Here is a 19,926-nt window from a genome sequence, read left to right on the forward strand (position 1 = left end):
ACATGCCACCTGTCGAGCCGGTTCGTGACGCCGCGGCCGTATGGGACATCGCGCTCCCGGCACGGCCGAGCCGGATCGCCGGAGTCAGCATGGCCGCGTTTCGCGGTCGGACTGCGAGTCTCATCGATATTCGGGTGATCCCGTACCCGGCGCTCACAATGTTCATCGATTTCGGTGATGGGCTGCTCGTCGACGACGCCGGTGGCGGGCGGGCGCGAGGCACTGTCGTCACCGGTCTCTCGCTCGGCGGCGTTCGGGGGTCCGGACGGAATATCGACTGCCTCCAGGTACGGCTGTCGCCGGTGGTCGCGCACGCGGCGCTCGGCGCGTCCTCGGAGCTGGGCGGGGCGGTGGTCGACCTCGAGGAGCTCTGGGGGCCCGACACCGTGCGGATCCAGGAGCGCCTGGCTGCTACCCGGTCGTGGGAGGACCGGTTCGCGATCGTGGAGGCCGCGCTCGCTCGGCGCCATGGGACGGGCCCCGCGGTCGATCCGGAGATCGACTTCGCCTGGGAGCGAATGGCATCGAGCCGTGGGCGAATTCGGGTCGACCGGCTGGCGGACGAGGTCGGCTGGAGTCGTAAACGGTTGTGGACCCGGTTCCGATCCCAGATCGGTCTCACTCCCAAGAGCGCCGCGAAGCTGATCCGCTTCGACCACGCGGCGCACCTGCTCGCCGCGGGTCACAGCGCGGCCGTGGTGGCGGTGGAAAGCGGCTATGTCGACCAATCCCATCTGCACCGGGACGTCATGGCCTTCGCCGGGGTGACGCCACGGGCCGTCGCGGTCGCGCCGTGGCTCGCCGTCGACGACGTCGCGTGGACCGGCGCCGGGCAAGCACAGGCGAACCAGCGCTCGTCCGCCTGACCACCCGAACGGAACATTTCTCCAAGACACCCCCGCGGTGCGCTGGCCATGCTGGCAGTCGAATCTGCAAGCGGGACAGTCCCATGGAGGAGAAATGAACGACGTCACCGGCACCGAACGACTGCCGCTGGGTATCCGGTTGCTGCACGCCGCGCGTAAGGCGCCGGACTGGTCGACGATGACGGCCGACGAATTGATCGCCTACCGCGACGCGGAGAACCGCAGGCGGTCGTCTCGTCTCGGCAGGGTGATCACCGGACGCCCGGCAGGCGGCGTCGCGATCCGGTGGCGTGAGGTGACGCTGCCCGATCGTGAGATTCGGGTCCGTGAGTACCGGCCGTCGACCGAAGACGGCGGTGCGCTGCCGCTCGTGCTGCACGTACACGGCGGCGGGTTCGTCGGCACGGCGGTCCAGTGCGACTGGGCCAACAGCCATCTCGCCGCCTCGCTGCCCGCGGTCGTCGTCTCGGTCGAGCATCGTCTCCTCGCCCCGGGCACTCCCCTGTCGGCGGCCGTCGACGACGGGTGGGAGGTGCTGCGGCACGTGGTGCGGCACGCCCACGAATGGGGAGTGGACCCGACGCGGACCGTGGTCTTCGGTGAGAGCACCGGCGGATTGATCGCCGCGGTGGCTGCGATCCGGGCCAAAGCTTCCGGCCAGCACCTGCGCGCGCAGGTGCTGGTCAATCCCGTGACGGACGTGACCGAGACGGCGTTCGACCATCCCTCGATCACCCGGTACGCGGACACTCCGACCCTCGACGCGGCGCAGCTGCGGCTGTTCCAGCGCTTGGCCGTGCCGCCGGGATCGGACGCGCGGGCGGTGTCGCCGCTGCTCGCCGACGACCTGAGCGGGCTGGCCCCGGCACTCGTGGTGGTGCCGACCGTCGACCCGCTGGCCGATCACGGTCGTCGTTACGCCGAACGGCTGCTGTCGTCCGGCACGCCCGCGCGGCTCACCGAACATCCAGGCGCGCCGCACGCTTTCCTGAGCATGCCGGGCCTGGTGCCGCAGGCCAAGGCCGCGCGTGCGGAGATCACCGAGTTCCTCCGGGATCGTCTCGCCGAATCACGTTCGTTCGCAACGAAATCGAAGAAGGCAGGAAGGCGATGACCAGCCCGGCTCAATCCTCGGCGAGCGCACGGTCGGCGAGTGCGGCGATGACCGGTCCGAGCGTTCTGGCGTAACCGACGGTGAGGTGATTGTCATCGCGGTACACCAGGTTGTCGCCGATCACGAGCGGGCAGCGGGCGGCGGTGCAGAACAGCGAGGTCAGATCGGCGTACCGGCCGCCACCGGCGGTGGCCGCCGCTTGCTCGGCCGCGATACCCGCATCGTCGACCGCGACCGGCCGCGTCGGCGTGCAGGCCCCGGCATTGTCGAGATGTTCGGACAGGCACGCGGGCACGGTGGTGCGCGGATCGGGGACCGACCCGAGAACGAGGACCGCCGCACCGGTCGCGCGCAGCCGGCCGACCAAGCGGTTGAGGCTGTCGACCCAGGCCTGGTCGTAGGAGACGAAGCCGAAGTCGGCGCCGTAGCGCCTGGACATGCTCAGCACGACCAAACGGGGGCGTTCGGCCTGTAGCCGGGTCAGGATCTGGCCGCGCCACTGTTCGCATTCGGTGTACTCCCGGCCCAGATACGGGCTGGTGATGGGCAGGTCGAGCAACGGGCAGGTGACCTTGGCCATGGTTTCCAGCCGCCAGTGCCGTGCCGCGGCGATCGGCTCGAACGCCGGATGCCACATCGCCGCATGCGAATCGCCGACCAGGGCCACCGTCGTGGCCGAGTCCGGATCGCCGGAGGCGCACTCGGCCTGTCCCACGTCACGCCACGATCGCACGCAGCCGTCGGTGAACACGCCTGCCTTGTCGCCAGGCGCGTCGGCGAGCGAGGGCGTGAGATTCGAAGGGACAGCCTGGATTTCGGCCGATGCGGCGACCGCGTCCTGGGTCTCCGCAATCAGCTGCCGGACCACCGCGTCGCGCGGGTCGACGCCGGGAGTGGCCGATGCGGCGGGCGTGGCGAGCGTGAGAGCCGGGGCTGCCGCGCCACGGCCGACCGGGGCGGGAACGAGCACGAGCAGCGTCAGTGCCACACAACTGACGACCGCCGTGATCGCGCCGCCGCAGGCGAGGCTGCGTGCGGCCGAGCTTCGCAACGGGGCGGCGAAGCGGGCCGGATTCTCGACCAGCCACAACGTGAGCATCGCGAGCCCGCCTGCCATCATGAGCGCGCCCATCGAGCCACCCAGTCCGAGCTGGTGCCCGAGCACGCGCGGCGCCAGCAGCAATACCGGCCAGTGCCACAGATACCAGGAGTACGACACGCGACCGATCGCTCGCATTCCACGCAGCGCCAGTCCGCGCCCGACTCCGAATCGCGTGTCAGCGCAACCGGATACGATCACCAGGGCGGTACCGAGAACGGGCAGCACGGCCGCGGTGCCCGGATACGGTGTCGTCTCGTTCAGCTGGGAATACGCCGCGACGATGAGGACCAGTCCGATCCATCCGGCAAGGGCGGCGACCGATTTCGGCAATCGGGACCACACGCCGGCCGACAGCGCGATCATGCCGCCCGCACCCAGCTCCCAGGCTCGCGTCGGCAGCGAGAAGAAGGCCCACGAGGGCAGCGTGCGGGTCAGGATCAGCGAGATCGCGAAGGAGAGCGCGGCGACAACCGCGAGAACGACCATGTACGGGAACGGACCGGTCGATCCGATCCGGCGCCGTCGCGCGAACCAAGCCGTGGCGGCGATCAGCACGGGCCACAAGAGATAGAACTGCTCCTCCACACCGAGCGACCAGAAGTGCTGAAACGGCGACGGCAGCGTATCGCCTGCGAGGTAGTCGTTGCCGCGCAACGCGAGCCGATAGTTCCCGGCGTACAAGGCGCCGGCGATCCCATCGCCGAGGACTTGGCGGGCCTGTAGCGGCGGCAGCAGTACGGCCGCGCCGATCGCGGTGGCGATCAGCACGACACCCGCCGCGGGCAGCAGACGGCGGACCCGCGCGCCGTAGAACCGGACCAGTCCGACAGCGCCGTCGGCGGCCGCCTCGCGGAAGAGGATTCCGGTGACGAGGAAGCCGGAAATGACGAAAAAGACATCCACGCCGACGAATCCGCCCCGAACCCCGGGCATGTTCGCATGGAAAAGCACAACAGCCAGTACGGCGACTGCCCGCAACCCCTCGATGTCGGGTCGAAATCCTCCGCGCGGTGTCGCGTTGAGTGCGCGATTATCCTGCAGATTCGTCAATCCGCCGCTCGCCACCACCGTCATGGACGGCATTGTTCGCGATCTTGCTGGCTATGTCACGGCAACTCACCGCGTCGCAGGCTCCCCGACCTCGACCCTTTCGGACCGATAGGCAGATCGAGTACGAGATCGGGATTTTCACAATGCATCGGCATCGGGACGCGGACAATCAATAACTCCGAATAGTTTCATTCCCGCAAATAAGAAATTGGCCTGACTTCGATCGAGGTGGGCTCCGCCTCGTCGGTGATCCACCGTGATAGAGGAAGAGCGTGGGAATCCTCATCGAAGACGCACACGTGCTGACCATGGACGGCATCTCCGGCAGCACACCGGTCGTGCGCAGCATCCGGATCGAAGGCGATCGCATCGCCGAGATCGGCGCCGGCCTGACCCCGGCCGACGGCGACACCGTCATCGACGGGTGCGACCGCTTGGTCGTTCCCGGGCTCGTCAACGCGCACACCCACTCGTGGGAGACGCTGTTCAAGGGGCGCTACGACAATCTGCCGCTCGAACTGTGGCTCACCATGAGCTATCCGATCCTCGGTGACAGCCGCGTCGCCCCGGAGCTGGTGCGGTTGCGCAGCACGCTGTTCGCGATCGAATCGCTCAAAGCCGGCGTCACCACCATCGTCGACGACGTGATCGAGAATCCGAATCAGGAGTGGGCGCAGCTCGCGGCGGTGTTCGACGCCTACGACGAAGTCGGCATCCGGGCCAACATCTCCGGGCACGTCATCACCCGGCCCTTCGTCGACACCATCCCCTTTCTGGACGATCTGCTGGATTCGGCGATGGTGCGGCACCTCAGGTCGCTGCCCGCTCCCGCCGACGACGAGTACCTCGATTTCTGCCGCCGCGCGTTCGACACTCTGCACGGCCGCGGCGACGGACGGCTGCGGTTCATGACCGCGCCGTCCGCGCCGCAGCGCTGTAGCCCCGAGCTGATCGCCGGGGCGACCCAGTTGGCGCGGACCAACGACGCCGAGTGCCACATCCACGTGCTCGAGACCAAGACCCAGATGATCACCGGACCCGAACACTACGGCGGAACACTGGTCGAGTATCTGCACAGGATCGGCGCACTGACCGCCAATACCACTTTGGCCCACGGCATCTGGGTGACCGAGTCCGATATCGAACTCGTCGCAGATGCCCGCACCTCCCTCGCGCACAACCCCGTCTCCAACCTGAAACTCGGCTCGGGCATCGCGGCGTGGCGGCTGCTGCACGACGCCGGGGTCAACGTCGCGCTCGGCACCGACGGCTGCTCCAGCAGCGACTCGCCGCGCATGCTCGACGTGGTGAAAACGGCGGCGCTGTTGCACAAGGTGACCGATCCCGATTTCCGCCGCTGGCCGCGAGTCGACGAGGTGCTCACCGCGGCGACCATCGGCGGAGCCCGCAGCGCGGTGCTCGATCGCGTCATCGGAACGATCGAGGTGGGCAAGCAAGCCGACCTGGTGCTCTTCGATCTCGACACCATGGCCTTCACCCCGCGCCAGAAGCTCGACAATCAGCTGGTCTACTCCGAGAACGGATCGTCGATCGACACGGTCCTCGTGGCGGGGCGCGTCGTCGTCGCGGGCGGCGAGGTGACCACGGTCGACGAACGCGCGACGCGCGCGGAACTCGACCGGCTGCTGCCGGAAATCATCGCCTGGCAGGACGATCTGGATCGTCGCAATGCCGTGCTGGCCGACGCGATCTCCGCGGCCTATTTCCGGGCGGTCGCCACCCCGGGTCCCGTCAATCGCTTCGCCGGTGACGAGCGCGCCTGGCTAGCCTAGTGCCTCGTCAAGCAACCTTCGGTAGGTAATCAGGTTGCCGGATCTTGGAGTTGACGGCGAAGTCGCGTTTGGGTTGGGCGTGCTGGTTGTACCAGCGGATGTAGGCGCCGATCGCGGCGTCCTGTTCGTTGTGGCTGCGGTGGTCGGTTCCGTTCAACGCGAAATAGCGGAGAGCGGCGAATTCGGCTTCGATCCAGTTCAACCACGATGAATAGGTCGGCAGGAACACCAGCTCCACGTCGTTGACCGCGGCCCAGGCGCGGACCTCGGCTCGCTTGTGCGGGGAGAAGTTGTCGACGATGACGTAGAGCCTTTCGCCAGGCCAGCGCGCCCGCAGCGACTTCAGCAACGACAGGAACTCCTGCCATCGCTTACGATCCCGGATCCGATAGTGGAGCTTGCCGGTCGCCAGATCCAGAGCGCCGAGTAGGTGCCGCACGCCCTGGGTGCGCCGGTAGGTCGCCCGCAGCCGTTTCGGGGTTCGTCGTGGGAACCAGCCACGACCAGCGCGGGGTTGCAAGTTCAGCGGCCCGAACTCGTCCACGCAGACCACCCGTCCATCGGTGGGCCGGTGGTCGTAGAGGTCCAGGACACGGTTCATCTTCGCGGTGAACTCGGGGTCGGTCCCGGCTTTCCAGGTTTTGACCGCCTGCCACGACACCCCCTCGGCTTTGAGGATCTTGCGCAGAGTTTCGCGGCTGATATCAGCGATTCCGTTGCTGAGCAACACTTCTCGCAGTTTCGACAGACTCCACACCGAGAACGGCCAGCCCAGGTCCCGCGGGCAGCACCGGGCGATGCAGGCGATGCGTTCACGCGTCGCCCGATCTACCTTCTTCGGCCTGCCCGCGCTCCATTTTGGGTCCAAAGCCTCGAACCCCCGTTCGTTGAACTCGTGGATCACCTGCCGCACATACGCCTCGCTGACCTGCATCAACCGAGCGATCGCGGGCACCGGCTGCCGCTGCGCCGAGGCCATCACCACGATTGCTCGTCGTGTCCTGATCGGCTGTTTGCTCGCCTTGGTGATCTTCTGCAACCGGCGCCCGTCCTCCGGGGTCACCGCTCGCACAAACACTTCCGGCTTCCGGGCCACCGGCACCACCTCCACCGGCAGCATCACCGACCACAGGCCCACGATCAACCCGACACCCGGTTACCGAGGCAACCTACTTGGACGAGGCACTAGTTCACCCCGATACCCGCTGGCCGGTGATTACGGCCCGATGCCGGTTCCGCGCGCCCTCGATTTGGTAGATTTCGCTGACGACCGAACATTCCACCAGGAGGTTCGCGATGTTCTGGAACGCTTCCCAAATCCCCGATCAGCGCGGCCGGACGGCGGTGGTGACCGGGGCCAACAGCGGGCTCGGGCTGGAGACGGCGCGGCAACTGGCGGCCAAGGGCGCACACGTGGTGATGGCGGTGCGCAATCAGGACAAGGCCGCGGCCGCGGTCGAGAACATCCGCGCGATGGCGCCGGACGCCTCCCTCGAGTTGATCGCCCTCGATCTCTCCGCGCAGGCATCCGTCCGCGCGGCGAGCGAGAAGATCCTCGGCGCACATCAGCGCATCGATCTGCTGATCAACAACGCCGGGGTGATGGCGACCGGCGAGGCGAAGACCGTCGACGGCTTCGAAATGCAGTTCGGCGTGGACCATTTGGGGCATTGGACGCTGACCGCGCTGCTGATGCCTGCGCTGCTGCGCACTGCCCGAGCCCGGATCGTGACCGTGACGAGCACAGCGCATCACATGGGTCGCGCCGTCGATCCGGCCAACCCCCACCTGGAAGGTCGCTACGGACCGTGGCGCGCATATGGTCAGGCCAAGCTCGCCAACTTCCACTTCGGCCTGGGATTGCAGCAGGAGTTCGAGCGGGCAGGCGTGGGCGCGGCGAGCCTCCTCGCGCATCCCGGCTTGTCGAACACCAACCTGCAAGCGGTCAGCGTGCGGGAATCCGGCGGCGGCCTGACACAGCGGTTCAGCCAGTGGGCCGCTGTGCACACGGGGATGTCCGCATCCGATGGGGCGCTGCCGCAACTGCGTGCGGCGACGGACCCTGCCGCGAACGGCGGTGATTTCTACGGTCCGATGTTCGTCAACAATGGACCGCCGGTGCGCAAACCGATCTTCCGCAGAATCGGAATGAACAGCGCCATCGCCAAACTGTGGGACGTCTCCGAGCGGGAGACCGGGGTGCCGATCGACGTGTCCACCGCGGCGAGCAGTTGACGACGGTGCCGCCGAGTGGGTTTCGCGCGGAGAAATGCGTGCGCCGCGGAAAACAACCGACGTATGACCACCACAAGCCAAGCGACGACACAAAGTTCGCGTCAAACGCCCCCCGTTCGCCCATTACCCGATATGGTCGTAGCGGCCCGAGAACGTGGCGGCGTTCCCGCGGCCTGACGGGGAAGTGGTCCGTCCTCCCGTTTCGACCTTCGGGAGGACGGACCCTGATCCGCGATTGCCGCGCCTAGGACGCGGCCTTTTGGTACGCGGCCACGACATCGGCGGGCACGCGCCCTCGCCGGGGAACGTCGAATCCGTTCGCCCTGGCCCACTCCCGCACCACACCGGGACGAGGACCATCGGTGGCCGCGGTCTCGATACTCCTGCTGCGCCGACCCGCTTTACCCACCCGTCGGCTATGAGGAACCCATTGCGCGAACGACTCTCGCAATCGCGCGGCGTTCTCCTCCGATAGGTCGATCTCGTACTCGACACCGTCCACCGCGAACGACACCGTCTCCGCCGCCTGCGAGTGACCGTCGAAATCATCGACGACCGTGACGACTACCTTGCGCGCCATACCAGATACCCCACTCCCAATTCGAAACCCACCGACACCTGCGCGATGAACCGGACGCGCAGAGACTCGACACCAATCTACGAACTCGCCGGTCGAGATTCAGCATGTTACGCCCACCTCGTCGTCGATTACACATCGCAGAAGCCGAACGAACTCCTTCGGGCGCGGCCTGACCTCACCGGTATCTCATTCGGTTCGGGTGCTTCGCCCCCGACGAGCGGCTCGCGGCGATTCTCGGCCGCGCCGCCCGGCAGGGCCGCGATCAACTGCTGATCGAACCCGACATCACCCCCGCCTGACCTCCGGTTCTTCCTTGTCGCGGATCAGTGTCGGAAGCCGCTCGCCTGGGTGGTTTCGTCCGCGACCCGGACACCGTAGTGATAGGCGAGCTGCCCGCCGAGATAGCCGGAGACGCCAAGCACAGCCAGGGCGACGATCGACAGCACCAGCTGGCCCCAGGACACGGCGCCCTGCGGACCGCTACCGGCAGTGCGCCAGAAGAAGCCGACGACGAAGGCGGCGGTCACCGTCAGATTGAGGCTCATGTGCAACAAACCGATGCGAAACGCCGTGGTGCCGGTCGGTATCGCGAGCAAGTCCAGCAGACCCACCACCGCCGCGACCAGTGCGCCGAGCACTCCGATCGCGATCAGCCACGTCGCGCCGCGGGCGAGGAACTGCGGGTCGTCCACCACCCGCGAGGCGATATCGAACACCACGCTCGCCACCCACGCCCCGATCGGCACGGTGACCAGGATCGGGTGGAACGGATGTCCGTACGGACCGGCCACCACGGAGACGACCGGTTGTTTTGCCTTCTGCATCTCACTGGTCATAGCAACCCCTGCTGCCTGGGTATCGGTATCGGTGGCCGCTCGGAGCGCGGCCGTTCGCTGCTCGTTTCTTTCGATCCAGACTCGACAGACGCATACCCGAAAAGATCGGAACTACCGATTCGACGGGACGCCGACCACGCGGTTGCCACGGCGCGTCGACTGATAACCACCCTGATCGCGCCGTACCGGGTCACGTCGCCGTGAGCGTTCCCGGCGGGGAGTCGCTCTGTCGGTCGCTCACTTCACCCGGAACAGGTGAGGATTCGCGCCCGCTCGCGGGGCGACAATCGGCGGATCCGGTCCGATAGCGATGAGGAGTCCACCATGACGAACCCATCGGGTGTCCAGAGTCCCCCGCCCGCCGAACCCTTCCAGCGGCAGAGCGTCGCCACGGGGATCTCGATCACGGCGGCGATCATGCTGCTCGTGCTCGCCACGGTCTCCGTGCTCGAGGGAGTCTCGGCCATCGCCAAGGACGAGATCTACGTCGCGGGCGTCGACTACATCTACGCGTTCGACTCGACCACCTGGGGTTGGATCCATCTGATCCTCGGCGCCGTCGGCGTGCTCTGCGCCGTCGGACTGCTCTTCGGCCGGACATGGGGCCGCTACGCCGCAGTGGCCGTAGCCATGCTGGTGATCATCGCGAACTTCCTGTCGCTGCCCTATTATCCGGCATGGTCGCTGCTCGTCATCGCGCTGAGCGTGGTGGTCATCTGGGCGGTGACCGCCTGGCAGCCACAGCTGTGAAGCGCCTCGGAGGAGAATCGTGAGCAGGAAATCCCCTCACCGGGACGGTGGACCCTTGCGCGCACGTGACGGCTGAGGCCGATCGATGTCCTGGACAGATGTCCTCGGCCGGTTGCCCGGTATCGCGACCGCCCTGCGGTACCGGCGGGACTGGCTGCGCACGGACATCACCGCCGGACTCGTCCTGACCGCGCTGCTGATCCCCGCCGGAATGGGATACGCCGAGGCCGCGGGCCTGCCCGCCTACGCCGGTCTCTACGCCACCATCGTCCCGCTGCTCGCCTACGCGGTAGTGGGTCCATCCCGGATCCTGGTCCTCGGCCCGGACTCCTCGCTGGCCCCGCTCATCGCGGCCGCCGTCCTGCCGCTGGCCGTGGCGGGCGATCAGGACGACGCGCTCGCCCTGGCCGGTGTCCTGGGCGTTCTCATGGGCCTCATTCTGTTGATCGGCGGATTCCTGCGGCTCGGCTTCGTGACCGAATTGCTGTCCAAGCCCATCCGGCTCGGATATCTCAACGCGATCGCGCTCATCGTCGTCGTGGGGCAGCTGCCCAAACTGCTCGGATTCTCCGTCGACGCCACGGGTGTGCTCGCGGAGGTCGCCGAGACCGCCAGGGCGGTGTTCGACGGCAGGGTCGATCCGGTGGCGGCCGGTATCGGCGTCGGCGCCATCGTGATCATCGTGGCCATCAGGATGTGGCTGCCCGTAATTCCCGGCGTGCTGGTGGCCGTGGCGGGAGCCATCGTACTGTGCGCCGCGGCGGATCTCACGGACGACATCCCCATGGTCGGTGCCCTTCCCGAAGGGTTGCCGCTGCCCTCGATCGGTGGCGTCGACTGGCACGACGTCGTGCGCCTGATCGGGCCCGCCGCCGGGATCGCGCTGATCGCGTTCGCCGACACCGGTGTGCTGTCACGGACATTCGCCTCCCGCCACGGCGAGGACGTGAACGGCAGCACCGAGATGAAGGCCATCGGCGTGTCGAATATCGCGGGCGGGTTGTTCGGCGGGTTTCCGGTGTCGGCGAGCGGTTCCCGCACTCCGGTCGCCGAACAGAGCGGAGCTCACACCCAGTTGACAGGAGTCGTCGGCGCGCTGGCGGTCTTGGCGTTCGTCCTCGTCGCGCCCGGTCTCACCGCGTACCTGCCCGACGCGGCGCTCGCGGCCGTGGTCATCGTCGCGGCCACCGCGCTCATCGACGTGGGCGGCATGGTCCGGATGTGGCATATGAGCACCGTGGAATTCTGGCTCGCGGTCGCGGCTTTCCTCGGGGTGGTGTTCGCGGGTGTACTGCAAGGGATTCTGGTCGCGATCGGATTGTCGTTCGTCGCCGTGGTCGCGCGCGCGTGGCAGCCCTACCGCACCGAATTGGTGCGCACGGCTGACCGCCCCGGCTACCACGACATCGAACGCCACCCCGACGGACAGCGAATCCCGGGGTTGGTCCTGGTCCGGTTCGATGCTCCCCTGTTCTTCGCGAATGGCGAGATCTTCGACGAGTACGTCCGCGGGGTGGTGTCCAAAGCCCCGACTCCGGTCGAGTGGGTCGTCATCGCCGCGGAACCGATCACCGGCCTCGACACCACCGCCGTGGACGAACTCGTCGACCTGGACAGGTACCTGGAAGGCCAAGGAATCCGGCTGGCCTTCGCGGAGATGAAGGGGCCGATCAAGGATCGGCTCCTCCGATTCGGCGTGGGTGACCGATTCGACGCCACCCACTTCTACCCCACCGTGGACGCCGCGGTCGCGGACTTCCTCGAACGCCAGGACCGCATCCACCCACAGGAATGAGGCGACCGTGAACAAGGACGAATACGGCAACGATGCGGCGGCCGGCGATGTGCGCGTGCGACGGTGGTCGGCGCGAGCCGCTTTCGTGTCGGTGGGCTGCGCCGTGCTCGTCCCGGTGCTGTTCGCCGGACTGCTCGGGACCGCGGGGTTGGTGATGGTCGGCATCGGCGGCGCGGTGGTGACGGTCGCGGCGCTCTATTGGTTCCTGTCCCGGCGCGGGGTGCTGCGGGCGGCCGGAGCGGTGGTGGCGGTGCTAGCGCCGATCGTCGTGTTCGTTCTGTTCGTTCGCGCCCAGCTGCTATGGGTGGTGCTGCTGACGTGCGGCCTGGCGGCGCTGGCGCTGATCTGCGCGCGTATCGCGCTGGGCGAGCACGAGCGCGACACGCGGATGCCCGAATACCCGGCCGCGCCGCCGAATCACCCGTTTCTGATCATGAATCCGCATTCCGGCGGAGGCAAGGTCGCGCGATTCGACCTGCGGCGCAGAGCCGAGGAACTCGGCGCCGAGGTCCTGCTGCTCGAAGGGCCGGAGACCATTGACGTCGTTGCCGCGGCACGCGACGCCGTCGCGCGCGGCGCGGATCTGCTCGGCGTCGCGGGCGGTGACGGAACGCAGGCGCTCGTCGCGGGCGTCGCCGCCGAATCCGACGTGCCGTTCCTGGTGATCAGCGCGGGAACGCGCAACCACTTCGCCATGGATCTCGGTCTGGACCGCGCCGATCCCGGCGCCTCGCTCGACGCGCTCACCGACGGCGTCGACTTGCGAGTGGACCTGGGCGCCATCAATGGCCGCCCCTTCGTCAACAACGCCTCCTTCGGCGTCTACGCCGAACTCGTACGCAGCCCCGCCTACCGCGACGACAAGACCGCGACCACACTCCAGACGCTCCCGGATCTGCTTGCCGGACAAACGGGTTCGCGGCTCGTCGCGCATATCGGCGACACCGTCGTCGACGGGCCGCAGGCCGTCCTGGTCAGCAACAATCCGTATGGCAGCGGGGATCTCGCCGGACTGAGCCGCCGCGCCCGGATCGACCGCGGCCTGCTCGGGGCGGTCGCCCTCTCGGTGGCCAGCACCCGTCAAGCCATCGATCTGCTGTGCGTCGGCCGATTCCGGCAACTCGTCCAGCAGACCACCCGCGAGGTGATCGTCGAAGCCGACACCGGCACCATCCCCGTCGGAGTCGACGGGGAATCGCTGCTGCTCACCACGCCGGTCCGCTGCACGATAGCGCCGGGCGCGCTGCGGGTGCGTGTGCCGAGAACGCGACCGGGCACGCCCGCGCCCACCCCCGCGGTGGACTGGATTCGCCTGCGGGAGAGGGCACGTCGCCCCAGGCGCGCACCCGGATCACGCTCCGGCGCCTGATGATCGGGTCCCGCGCGGAGACGGTGTGCCGGCGCGAATCAGGCCGCGCAGTACCGGCCCGCCTCGGGCAGCAGGTAGCGGAGCGACTCCGCCCGGCGACCAGCCGGTACCTCGGCGCGGCCGGTCACCGCCCGAGAAACAGTCGTTCGCAAGGCAGTCGCGGCAACAGCCGACAGTCCTCGACAGCGTTTTGTATCAATTCGATCGTGCAACAGTTCGTTTGCCTCCAATCGAGGATCGAATTGCGTACCGCCGCCATGTCGGCCGTGTAGTCGAAGGCCATCCCGGCCAGCCAAATCCGCAGGTACACATCACCTTCGCATGGGCGTCTTCGTTCGGCGTTCATGGCCTGCCACCTCGAGCAACGTACAGGTGGGAATCAGTCAACTTCCGCTCCTCTTCCGGAATCGTCACCGGCCGTATGAACTTCTCGGCCTCATCGGCCACGACGCCGCTCCCACGGCAACGTCGATGGCAAGCCCGCGACAAGGCCGACCGGGCCCGTAGCCCAGACCTCGACCACGCCCCACCGGGTTGGCTGATCGCGCGAGTCGGCAGCGTGTTCGTCGCCTACGGATCGATCAGCCGGCGGTCCTCAGAACCAGCGCTTGCGGGGGCGCGGCTGGACGTCACAGGAACAGCGCTGCGCCTCAGGTACATCGCCGAGCACCTGCTCGACGTGACTTCCACATCCCTCGTAGCCGGGCTTGCCGCACCTATGGCAGATGATTCGTTGACACATGTCCCTTTTCCCTTTCTGTGTATACGGATTTCGCGGCAGAGTTACCTGGATTGTCCGGCGATCGCATCTCGCCAGGTCCGATATCCGCCATCCAGGTTGACCGCCTGCCTACCGCGCTGGGTCAGCACTCGCGTCGCACTGTTGCCGCGTTGCCCCACCTGACAGAAAACCAGAACGGAGCCTTGCGGGATCTCGTCCACCCTTTCACGCAGTTCATCCAAGGGGATATTGCGTGCGCCGGGGATGGAACCCGCGGCGAACTTCTCCGGCGATCGCACGTCGACCAGGTGCGATCCCGCAGCGATCACCTCGTCGATTTCGTGCCACTGCACCGTGCGAAGCGCGCCGATGCGCAGGTTGTCGGCCATGTAACCAAGCATGTTCACCGGATCCTTGGCCGAACCGAACTGCGGTGCGTACGCCAGCTCCAGGTCCATCAATCGGGAGGCCGGGATTTCGCCTGCCATCGCGGTGGCGAGCACGTCGATACGCTTGTCGACGCCTTCACCGCCGACCGCCTGCGCACCGAGTATCGCGTCCGTTTCGGGATCGATGAGCAGCTTCATCGACATCGCGCGGGCTCCCGGGTAGTACCCGGCGTGGGCGAGCGGATGCGAATGGAGAACACGGAAAGGACGCCCCGCGGCACGCAATCGAGTCTCGCTCCATCCGGTCATTGCCGCTCGCACATCGAATACGCCGATGATCGCGGTGCCTCGAGCTGGCGGGTCCGCAACCGTCAGGCCCGTGATCGCATCGGCGACCAGCCGCCCTTGCCGATTCGCCGCATTCGCCAGCGGGACCAGCATCGACTGTCCTGTCACCGCGTCCAGCTTCTCCACCACATCGCCGACGGCATAGATGTGCGGGGCCGACGTGCGCAGCCGATCGTCGACCACGATGCCGCCACCCGAGCCGATCGCCAATCCGGCATCGCGGGCAAGAGCGCTCTCCGGTCGTACTCCGATCGCCATGACGACCAGATCGGCCGGGATCACACGCCGATCGGAGAGGGTCACCGCCTCGGCGTCGATGCCGACCGGCTCCACACCCAGCTCCAATCGAATCCCGTTGTCGCACATTTCGGCGGCGACCGGCGCGGCCATCTCGACATCCAGCGGAGCCAGCACCTGCGGGCCGCGCCCGACCACGGTGGTCGAAATCCCCTTGCGTACGAGGTTTTCAGCCATCTCCACTCCGATGAAGCCCGCGCCGACCACGACCGCGGACTGCGCATCGGCCGCAGCCGCGGCCAAGCGATCGACGTCGGCGACATCGCGCACCACCAGGGCGCGCTCGACGCCCGGCAGCGGCGGCACGATCGGCGCGGCGCCGGTGCTCAGCACCAACTCGTCGAACGGTTCGACGTATTCGCGACCCGAATCCAGCGCACGCACGGTGACGGTGCGATTCTCCGGGTCGAGGGCGATCACCTCGTGCCGCACGCGCACGTCCAGGCGGAACCTCGCCGCGAGCGACTCGGGTGTCTGCAACAGCAGCGATTCGCGTTTCGGGATCACCCCGCCGACGTAGTAGGGCAGGCCGCAGTTCGCGAACGACACATGATCGCCGCGCTCGAGAACGACGATTTCCGCCGATTCCATCAACCGCCGCAAGCGGGTGGCGGCCGACATACCACCGGCCACTCCACCGACGATCACAACCTTCATCTCGCTCCTTCCGGACTGGCCTCGCCCCACTGTGCGGCAGGCCACCCTTCACTCTCGTATACCCCCAGGGGTATCTTGACTACGAGCATCAGAATACCCCCCGGGGTATGGAAGGAGAATTGTGATGACCGACTCACCGACGCTTTCCCCCGCTAGAAACAGTTCGCCACCCGGCGGGTCCGCCGGGATGCTCGGCCGAATCGGGGCCGCGATGGCCGGGCGCGCCCGGATCGTGTTCGGGGTATGGCTGCTCGTGTTGATCGTTCTCGGCGCCGCCGCGCCGAGCGTGTTCACCTCACTCGCCGGGGCGGGCTGGCAGGCCAACGGCTCGGAATCGGTGCAGGTGCGTGAACTGGCGCAGCAGCACTTCGGCGGAAACTCCTCGGCCGCGGTCCAGGTTGTCGTGCACTCGGACACCGCGACGATCGATAGCTCGCAGGTGCAGCATGTCCTGAGCGAGATCACACAGGTGTTCGCTGATGATTCGCGCTTCGGAGAGGTCATCTCCCCGCAGCCCGGGATGTCGATCAGCCGCGACGGGCACACCGGCATCCTCATCGCGGGCGCCAACGCCTCCACCGACGACATGGTCAAAGCCGTCGATGATCACAAGGACACGCTGACCGCCCTGTCCGGCGACGGAATCGAGGTCTACCCCACCGGCGCGTCCGCGCTGTGGAGCGACTTCAACAAGGCAAACCACGACGCCATGATCAAGGCAGAAATGTTCTCCTGGCCGGTCACCCTGGCGATCATGGTGCTGGCCTTCGGCTCGCTCGTCGCGGCCGGACTGCCGCTGTTGCTGACTCTCGCGGGACTGGTCGCCTCGGCCGGCGGACTGGTGCTGCTCAACCAGATCACGCCGATCTCGGTGTGGGCCATGAACTTCGCCATGATGTTCGCCCTCGCGCTGGGCATCGACTACGCGCTGTTCATCGTCGCCCGCTTCCGCGACGCGCTCACTACCGCGCCCACCGCCAGGGCCGCCGTGGCCGAAACCATGGACACCGCGGGCAAAGCCGTTGTGCTGTCCGGACTGACGGTCCTGGTCAGCCTCTCCGCGGTATTGATCGTGCCCGCCCCAGCGGTCCGGACGATGGCCGTCGGGATCATGTTCGCGGTGGCGTTCGTTTTGCTGGCCACCACGACGCTGCTACCGGCCGCGCTGGGATCCCTGGGCGGCAAGGTCAATGCCGGTGCGCTGCCACACGCCAAGCGCCAGCAACACCGTTCTCCGAAGTTCGCCTCCTGGGGCCGACTGCTGCACGACAAGCCGTGGCCGTTCGCGATCGGCGCGCTGGCCATGTTGATCGGGCTGTCGGCGCCCGTGTTCGGCCTGACGGTGGCGATGCCATCGATCCAGGTCGTCCCCGCCGACGCGTCCGTCCGCCAGGGCTATGAACTCGTCCAGGCGCAAATGGGCGAGGGTGCACCGGGAATGCTGCAGATCATCGGACCCGCCGACGAAGCCACCGAGCTCGCCTCGGCTGCTGTGACCGTGGACGGGATCAGCATGGTCACCCCGGCTCAGCCCGCGCTCGATGAGAGCGGTCTGGTGATGATGCAGGCGCTGCCCGATATCGATCCGTCGGATGCGCGCATGGGCGGGATCCTCGACGATCTGCGGGACACCCTGCCTTCTGGCGCACTGGTCGGCGGCGCACCAGCGGAGAACCTGGATCTACAACAGGCGCTGAACGACTACCTGCCCATGATCGTCGGCATCATCCTGGTGCTGGGATTCGCACTGCTGCTGATCGCCCTGCAAGCGCCGTTGATCGCCGCGCTGGGCACCGCGGTCAGCCTGCTGTCCACCGCCGCGGCGTTCGGTGTCGCGAAGCTGATCTTCCAGGACGGACACGGCGCGGGTCTGCTCGGCTTCACCCCGCAGGGATTCCTGGACGGGTGGGGACCGGTGTTCTTCTTCGCCATGATCTTCGCCATCGCCATGGACTACACGGTGTTCCTGCTGGCCACCGCCAAGGAGCACTACGAACGCTCCGGCGATCCGAAGCTCGCTCAGGTCGACGGCATGGCGCATTCCGGACGGGTGATCTTCGCCGCCGCCGCGGTCATGGTCGCGGTGTTCTTCACCTTCGCCCTCGCCGACCCGCTGCCACCGAAGGAGATGGGCATCATCCTGGGCGTCGCCGTGCTGCTGGACGCGTTCGGTGCGCCTGGTGCTGCTGCCGGTGCTGCTGCGGCTGACCGGCCACGCCGCCTGGTGGTCCCCCGCCTGGCTGCGCAAAGCCCTCCCCTCGATCAGCTTCGCCCACCACTGACCCCGCCTTCCCGGGCTCGGTTCACACCGAGCCCGGGAATACCCCCAGGGGTATCATGGGTTGAAGTATTCGAGGAAAGGAACCCATCATGGTCGGCAACGAAGAGACTATCGCCCAGGTGCTCAACCGCCTGCGCCGCGCGCAGGGTCAGCTCACCGGCGTGATCTCCATGATCGAGCAGGGCCGCGACTGCAAGGACGTGGTCACCCAGCTCGCCGCCGTCTCCCGAGCGCTCGACCGCGCCGGCTTCAAGATCGTCGCGACCGGCCTGCGCGAATGCCTCACCGGAGACACCGCCGACGGCTCCGAACCGATGACCGAAGCCGAACTCGAAAAGCTCTTTCTTTCTCTTGCCTGATCGCATAATGCGAAGGCACACAACATGATTGGATTCGATGACCTGTGCCGACTCTACCCCGCCACGACGGTTGGACCATCGGACGCGTCGTCCCGCTACTGGCCGGCGTCTTCGTTCTCGTCAGCACCCTGCTCGCCGCGGCGGTCTCGCCTTGGTGGCTCGTCCTGACCGGCTTCGTCGGCGCGAACCTGCTGCTCTACAGCGCCGTCGGCTGGTGCCCGGCCACCCTGCTGCTGCAGCGCCTCGGCGTTCCCGCGACCGCGAGTTGCACCACAGCGCGAACCTGAGACGTCGATGACCCTCCGGACCATTTCGGCGGATCCCACCGACCCCGACGTGGCCGATCTTCTCTTCGCAGCCATCGGCGGCGACCGTTCACGACTGGACGCCGCAGCGCGGCGCTACCGGGCCGACCATGCCGCCCACCTCATCGCGGTGGTCCTCGACAACGAACTGATGGGCGTGGCGGGCTACGTGGTGTCCGAGGACCACGCGGTACTGCTGCATATCGCTACACGAGAACCTCACCGCCGCACCGGCATCGGTCGGCACCTGCTTGCCGAGATTCGGTCACGGGCGCCTGGGCACAGCCTGCTCGCCGAAACCGACCGAGACGCCCTGACCTTTTACCTCGCAACCGGATTCGAGGCGATCTCGCTGGGAGAAAAGTACCCCGGCGTCGAACGATTCCAGGTCCGCTGGACGCCGCCGAGTCGACCTCAGCCGAGGAAGAACTCGGGCCCGAATCTCCCCCACAATGACGCGCACCGCAGGCAGGCACCCCGCAGCGATTCGATCGACCCGCGCGAATAACGCCTCGAGCACTCGACGTGCGAAATCGCATTTCGAGTAAGCACCTGCGAGTGATTCGATATGGGTGCTACGGTCGTGATCATGCTGGAACCGATCGGAGGATTGCCGGACGGCGTCATCGGGTTCGAAGCAACGGGACGGCTCGAGGCATCCGACTACGAAAAGATACTGATGCCCGCCATCCGCGAAGTCTGGGGTCGCGGCGACGAGATCCGAATCGTCTTGGTGTTCGAACGATTCGAAGGCATGACGCCCGAGGCGGCGTGGGAGGATCTGAAGCTCGGAGTCGAGCACCTCACTCGCTGGAAGCGGATCGCGCTGGTCACCGACCTCGACTGGATGATCACCGTCACCTCGCTGTTCGGCTGGATGACACCGGGAGAATTCAAACGCTTCCCCGTCGCGAACCGAGACGAAGCGATCGCCTGGGCGGCAGCGGCCGACCACTGAGGCCCGGACACCGGATACGCGAACTCGCGTTCATCCGGGCCGTCGAGCCCGGTCTTTCGGCGGCCGCCGGAGAATTCTTCGTTGTCCGGTGAGCGTGGTGGCTTGCCAGTATATTCGGGAA

General features: G+C 67.2%; 17 protein-coding genes and 1 pseudogene. 12 read left to right on the forward strand and 6 right to left on the reverse strand.

The genetic code is table 11. The annotated features are described in order from the left end of the window. Positions 1-2: 2 nt before the first annotated feature. Positions 3-866 carry a helix-turn-helix domain-containing protein gene (locus AC3EO7_RS13660; RefSeq protein WP_435591359.1) on the forward strand — a complete coding sequence of 288 codons (864 nt, stop codon included), beginning with the start codon at positions 3-5 and terminating at the stop codon, positions 864-866. Between the two features lie 94 nt (positions 867-960). After that, positions 961-1,980 (forward strand): alpha/beta hydrolase, encoded by a 1,020-nt coding sequence (locus tag AC3EO7_RS13665; protein ID WP_431969861.1) that lies wholly within the window; start codon positions 961-963, stop codon positions 1,978-1,980. 10 nt (positions 1,981-1,990) lie between these two features. Here the strand turns inward: AC3EO7_RS13665 and AC3EO7_RS13670 are convergent, their stop codons facing one another. Further along, positions 1,991-4,156, reverse strand: a complete 2,166-nt coding sequence (locus tag AC3EO7_RS13670) for an acyltransferase family protein (protein ID WP_435591360.1) — start codon at positions 4,154-4,156, stop codon at positions 1,991-1,993. A gap of 248 nt (positions 4,157-4,404) precedes the next feature. On the opposite strand from AC3EO7_RS13670, the gene AC3EO7_RS13675 reads away from it, so the two are divergent. Continuing rightward, a complete protein-coding gene (locus AC3EO7_RS13675) occupies positions 4,405-5,925 on the forward strand; it encodes an amidohydrolase family protein (protein WP_435591361.1) in 1,521 nt (506 codons plus the stop codon). A gap of 7 nt (positions 5,926-5,932) precedes the next feature. Here AC3EO7_RS13675 and AC3EO7_RS13680 read toward each other — a convergent pair whose 3' ends face one another. After that, positions 5,933-7,063, reverse strand: coding sequence for an IS630 family transposase (locus AC3EO7_RS13680; RefSeq protein ID WP_435591441.1), 1,131 nt, complete (start codon positions 7,061-7,063; stop codon positions 5,933-5,935). A gap of 158 nt (positions 7,064-7,221) precedes the next feature. On the opposite strand from AC3EO7_RS13680, the gene AC3EO7_RS13685 reads away from it, so the two are divergent. Further along, positions 7,222-8,160: an oxidoreductase gene (locus AC3EO7_RS13685; RefSeq protein WP_435591362.1), complete on the forward strand. Its 939-nt coding sequence runs from the start codon at positions 7,222-7,224 to the stop codon at positions 8,158-8,160. A gap of 244 nt (positions 8,161-8,404) precedes the next feature. Here AC3EO7_RS13685 and AC3EO7_RS13690 read toward each other — a convergent pair whose 3' ends face one another. Next, entirely contained in the window at positions 8,405-8,740 is a 336-nt protein-coding gene (locus tag AC3EO7_RS13690) for a histone-like nucleoid-structuring protein Lsr2 (protein WP_431969865.1), read from the reverse strand. Positions 8,741-9,063: 323 nt separating this feature from the next. Then, on the reverse strand, positions 9,064-9,576 hold the full coding sequence (locus tag AC3EO7_RS13695) for a DUF2231 domain-containing protein (RefSeq protein ID WP_431969866.1): 513 nt from the start codon (positions 9,574-9,576) through the stop codon (positions 9,064-9,066). A gap of 324 nt (positions 9,577-9,900) precedes the next feature. On the opposite strand from AC3EO7_RS13695, the gene AC3EO7_RS13700 reads away from it, so the two are divergent. The 3 genes from AC3EO7_RS13700 to AC3EO7_RS13710 all read left to right on the forward strand — a co-directional run bounded on the left by AC3EO7_RS13700 (position 9,901) and on the right by AC3EO7_RS13710 (position 13,490). After that, complete coding sequence (locus AC3EO7_RS13700) at positions 9,901-10,326, forward strand: DUF7144 family membrane protein (protein ID WP_435591363.1); 426 nt, start codon at positions 9,901-9,903, stop codon at positions 10,324-10,326. A gap of 85 nt (positions 10,327-10,411) precedes the next feature. Continuing rightward, on the forward strand, positions 10,412-12,121 hold the full coding sequence (locus tag AC3EO7_RS13705) for a SulP family inorganic anion transporter (RefSeq protein WP_435591364.1): 1,710 nt from the start codon (positions 10,412-10,414) through the stop codon (positions 12,119-12,121). A 49-nt stretch (positions 12,122-12,170) separates the two neighbouring features. Beyond that, positions 12,171-13,490, forward strand: a complete 1,320-nt coding sequence (locus AC3EO7_RS13710) for a diacylglycerol/lipid kinase family protein (protein ID WP_435591442.1) — start codon at positions 12,171-12,173, stop codon at positions 13,488-13,490. 595 nt (positions 13,491-14,085) lie between these two features. On the opposite strand, the gene AC3EO7_RS13715 is transcribed toward AC3EO7_RS13710, so the two are convergent. Together AC3EO7_RS13715 and AC3EO7_RS13720 are read right to left on the reverse strand one after the other, a co-directional pair. After that, positions 14,086-14,232: a hypothetical protein gene (locus AC3EO7_RS13715; protein ID WP_488186272.1), complete on the reverse strand. Its 147-nt coding sequence runs from the start codon at positions 14,230-14,232 to the stop codon at positions 14,086-14,088. Between the two features lie 41 nt (positions 14,233-14,273). After that, positions 14,274-15,902 carry an FAD-dependent oxidoreductase gene (locus AC3EO7_RS13720; protein WP_435591365.1) on the reverse strand — a complete coding sequence of 543 codons (1,629 nt, stop codon included), beginning with the start codon at positions 15,900-15,902 and terminating at the stop codon, positions 14,274-14,276. A gap of 124 nt (positions 15,903-16,026) precedes the next feature. On the opposite strand from AC3EO7_RS13720, the pseudogene AC3EO7_RS13725 reads away from it, so the two are divergent. From AC3EO7_RS13725 to AC3EO7_RS13745, 5 genes and pseudogenes are all read left to right on the forward strand, one after another. Continuing rightward, positions 16,027-18,184, forward strand: a pseudogene (locus tag AC3EO7_RS13725) (MMPL family transporter). 88 nt (positions 18,185-18,272) lie between these two features. Further along, on the forward strand, positions 18,273-18,542 hold the full coding sequence (locus tag AC3EO7_RS13730) for a metal-sensitive transcriptional regulator (RefSeq protein ID WP_431969871.1): 270 nt from the start codon (positions 18,273-18,275) through the stop codon (positions 18,540-18,542). 44 nt (positions 18,543-18,586) lie between these two features. Further along, positions 18,587-18,829: a YgaP family membrane protein gene (locus AC3EO7_RS13735; RefSeq protein ID WP_435591366.1), complete on the forward strand. Its 243-nt coding sequence runs from the start codon at positions 18,587-18,589 to the stop codon at positions 18,827-18,829. Between the two features lie 7 nt (positions 18,830-18,836). Next, positions 18,837-19,355, forward strand: coding sequence for a GNAT family N-acetyltransferase (locus AC3EO7_RS13740; RefSeq protein WP_431969873.1), 519 nt, complete (start codon positions 18,837-18,839; stop codon positions 19,353-19,355). An 81-nt stretch (positions 19,356-19,436) separates the two neighbouring features. Then, positions 19,437-19,805, forward strand: coding sequence for a SpoIIAA family protein (locus AC3EO7_RS13745; RefSeq protein WP_431969874.1), 369 nt, complete (start codon positions 19,437-19,439; stop codon positions 19,803-19,805). Positions 19,806-19,926 lie beyond the last annotated feature (121 nt).

This window comes from Nocardia sp. bgisy118 (assembly GCF_057708605.1).

Coding starts and splice junctions, on each gene's coding strand:
- AC3EO7_RS13660 (WP_435591359.1), top strand. CDS start 3: ATGCCACCTGTCGAGCCGGTTCGTGACGCCGCGGCCGTATGGGACATC.
- AC3EO7_RS13665 (WP_431969861.1), top strand. CDS start 961: ATGAACGACGTCACCGGCACCGAACGACTGCCGCTGGGTATCCGGTTG.
- AC3EO7_RS13670 (WP_435591360.1), bottom strand. CDS start 4,156: ATGACGGTGGTGGCGAGCGGCGGATTGACGAATCTGCAGGATAATCGC.
- AC3EO7_RS13685 (WP_435591362.1), top strand. CDS start 7,222: ATGTTCTGGAACGCTTCCCAAATCCCCGATCAGCGCGGCCGGACGGCG.
- AC3EO7_RS13690 (WP_431969865.1), bottom strand. CDS start 8,740: ATGGCGCGCAAGGTAGTCGTCACGGTCGTCGATGATTTCGACGGTCAC.
- AC3EO7_RS13695 (WP_431969866.1), bottom strand. CDS start 9,576: ATGACCAGTGAGATGCAGAAGGCAAAACAACCGGTCGTCTCCGTGGTG.
- AC3EO7_RS13700 (WP_435591363.1), top strand. CDS start 9,901: ATGACGAACCCATCGGGTGTCCAGAGTCCCCCGCCCGCCGAACCCTTC.
- AC3EO7_RS13705 (WP_435591364.1), top strand. CDS start 10,412: ATGTCCTGGACAGATGTCCTCGGCCGGTTGCCCGGTATCGCGACCGCC.
- AC3EO7_RS13715 (WP_488186272.1), bottom strand. CDS start 14,232: ATGTGTCAACGAATCATCTGCCATAGGTGCGGCAAGCCCGGCTACGAG.
- AC3EO7_RS13720 (WP_435591365.1), bottom strand. CDS start 15,902: ATGAAGGTTGTGATCGTCGGTGGAGTGGCCGGTGGTATGTCGGCCGCC.
- AC3EO7_RS13730 (WP_431969871.1), top strand. CDS start 18,273: ATGGTCGGCAACGAAGAGACTATCGCCCAGGTGCTCAACCGCCTGCGC.
- AC3EO7_RS13740 (WP_431969873.1), top strand. CDS start 18,837: ATGACCCTCCGGACCATTTCGGCGGATCCCACCGACCCCGACGTGGCC.
- AC3EO7_RS13745 (WP_431969874.1), top strand. CDS start 19,437: ATGCTGGAACCGATCGGAGGATTGCCGGACGGCGTCATCGGGTTCGAA.